The sequence below is a fragment of the Planococcus sp. RAB007_Raresut genome (genome assembly GCF_057369535.1).
The window spans coordinates 1-271 of sequence record NZ_JBXYIF010000112.1; the positions used below are offsets into that span (position 1 = coordinate 1).

The window sequence follows — 271 nt, forward strand, 5'->3', positions numbered from 1 at the left end:
CCGCTCTCGGTTGTCCTTCACTTTGTCCAAACCATACGCAATGGCAGCAGCTGTGGGCTCATTGATGATACGCAGGACCTCCAAACCTGCGATGGCCCCAGCATCCTTTGTGGCTTGACGCTGAGCATCATTGAAGTAGGCAGGCACAGTGATGACTGCCTTGGTGACAGTCTTTGCCAGATAGCTTTCAGCTGTTTCCTTCATCTTTGTCAACACCATAGACGAAATTTCCTCCGGCAAGAAGGTCTTCGTCTCACCCCGGATCTCAACC

At 52.0% G+C, this 271-nt stretch carries 1 protein-coding gene; it reads right to left on the reverse strand.

Annotated elements, in window-relative coordinates; genetic code table 11:
- Positions 1–271, reverse strand: a 271-nt coding sequence (locus AC2Q9J_RS17940) for an Hsp70 family protein (RefSeq protein WP_499042039.1), incomplete at both ends; no start/stop codon positions are given.